The organism is Brevundimonas sp. (genome assembly GCF_030656255.1).
Classification (GTDB): Bacteria; Pseudomonadota; Alphaproteobacteria; order Caulobacterales; family Caulobacteraceae; genus Brevundimonas.
The window spans coordinates 1-2,007 of record NZ_JAUSOE010000121.1; the positions used below are offsets into that span (position 1 = coordinate 1).

General features: G+C 67.7%; 3 protein-coding genes. All 3 read left to right on the forward strand.

Annotated elements, in window-relative coordinates; genetic code table 11:
• Window positions 1-695, forward strand: a 695-nt coding sequence (locus Q7J26_RS12615; RefSeq protein WP_304936760.1) for a helix-hairpin-helix domain-containing protein, incomplete at its 5' end; no start/stop codon positions are given.
• A 30-nt stretch (window positions 696-725) separates the two neighbouring features.
• Window positions 726-1,385: an RNA-binding protein gene (locus Q7J26_RS12620; RefSeq protein WP_304936761.1), complete on the forward strand. Its 660-nt coding sequence runs from the start codon at window positions 726-728 to the stop codon at window positions 1,383-1,385.
• Between the two features lie 106 nt (window positions 1,386-1,491).
• On the forward strand, window positions 1,492-2,007 hold a 516-nt coding region (locus Q7J26_RS12625), incomplete at its 3' end, for a translation initiation factor IF-2 associated domain-containing protein (protein ID WP_304936762.1).

Genomic DNA, 2,007 nt, shown 5'->3' on the forward strand with positions numbered 1-2,007 from the left:
AGGCCCAGGATTCTGAGCGTCGTCAGCGCGAGTTCAGCGAGCGCACCGGCCTGTTCCAGGAAGCCCTGGACGTGGACGAGGTCATCGCCCAGCTGCTGGTCACCGAAGGCTTCGCCACGGTCGAAGACCTGGCCTATGTCGACCCCTATGAAGTCTCCGAGATCGAAGGCTTCGACGAGGAGACCGCCGAGGAGCTGCAGGCCCGCGCCCGCGACTTCCTGGACCGCAAGGCCGCCGAGCTGGACGCCAAGCGCGTCGAACTGGGCGTCGAGGACGGCGTGCTGCAGGTGCCGGGCGTGACCCTGGCCATGGCCGTCGCCCTGGGTCAGGGCGGGGTCAAGACCGTCGAGGACCTGGCCGACCTGGCCACCGACGAGATCCGCGGCGGCTACGAAGTGAAGAACGGCGAACGGGTGAAGGTCCCGGGCGTGCTGGAAAGCTTCAACCTGGCCCAGGAAGACGCCGAAATGCTGATCCTGCAGGCCCGTGTGGCCGCCGGCTGGATCGACGCTTCGGAACTGCCGCAGCCCGCGCCGGAAGAGGCCGAGGAAGACTTCGCCGACGGCGAATACGACCCCGACCAGGTGTTCGGCGACGCGCCCGCTGAAACCGAAGCCGACGCCGACGGTTCAGAAAACGCTTCCGACGATACGGAGGTCCTCGCCGAGGACGACTCCGAACCGTCGAACGCGTGATGGGAGCGTCGGGAAGAATTTGGGCCGCATATGAGCTTGCGCGACGCAACGATTGATCGGGAACGCCGGGACCTCGTCTCTCACGAGGTCATGGACGAATCTCGCCTGATCCGTTTCGTCGCCGGGCCCGATGGCCAGGTGGTTCCCGACCTGGGCAGGAAACTGCCCGGACGCGGCCTGTGGGTCGAAGCCAGCCGCGCCTCGGTCGAGGCCGCGGTCAAGAAGAACGGCTTCACCCGCTCCGCGAAAACCAAGCTGACCGCCCCGGCCGATCTGGCCGATATCGTCGAACGGCTGCTGATGAAGCGCTGCCTCGACCAGCTGGGTCTTGCCCGGCGTGAAGGTGTGCTTATCTCTGGCTTCGAGAAAACCGCTGCGACCCTGCGCTCCGGCAAGGCCGCCTGGGTGGTGGAAGCCGCCGACGGCTCGGCTGACGGACGTGGCAAAATCCTCGCCCTGGCTCGACATCAGACTGCAAAAGTCTGCGGCGCATTCACTGTGGACGATATGAGTTTGGCCCTTGGGCTGGAAAATGCGATACACGCAGTCCTGCTTGCGGGCGGACGGGCTGATCGGTGGACCATAGAGGTCGAACGACTGGCTGGATTTCGGCCGCTTCGCCCCGCTCACTGGGATATTCCCAGAGACGGGGACGGATCGGCGGGAGCAGCCCCTTCAGGGGCGAGCTGAGGATTTTGGCGGCCGAGGGCCTGTCTCCAAGGGCGGAGACGGGCTCACGGTCGTTCATGTGCATTGAGACGACGGCGGGATTTTCCGCCCCTATTAAAGCGACCGTATGAGCGACGAAAACGACAAGACCAACCAAGGCCAGGGTTCGGGCCAAGGTGCGAGCCAGGGCAATCCGGGCGGTACGCCGTCCCAGACGGGGCCGCGCGCTCCGCTGAGCCTGAAGCCGCGCGTTGTGGGATCGGTCCCGACCGGAACCGTGAAGCAGAGCTTCAGCCACGGGCGGTCCAAGACGGTGGTGGTCGAGACCAAGCGCCGACCCGGCGCCGGCGGGCCGCAACGCCCGCAAGGTTTCGACGTGGCGCGTCCGCAGCAATGGTCGTCGCAGAACCGTCCGCAGGGTCAGCGCGCGTCGCAACCGGCCGGCGGCGCACTGTCGCCTGAAGAGCAGGAAGCGCGTCGTCGCGCCATCGCCATGGCTACCCAGGCCAACGCCGCCAAGGCCGACGCCGCCGCCGCCGCCAAGGCCGCCGCTGAAGCCGCTGCGCGCGAACAGGCCGCCGCCACCGAACGCGCCGCCCAGGCCGCTGCGGCTCACGCCGCCGCCGCTCAGGCCGCCGCCGAG

Coding starts and splice junctions, on each gene's coding strand:
- Q7J26_RS12620 (WP_304936761.1), top strand. CDS start 726: ATGAGCTTGCGCGACGCAACGATTGATCGGGAACGCCGGGACCTCGTC.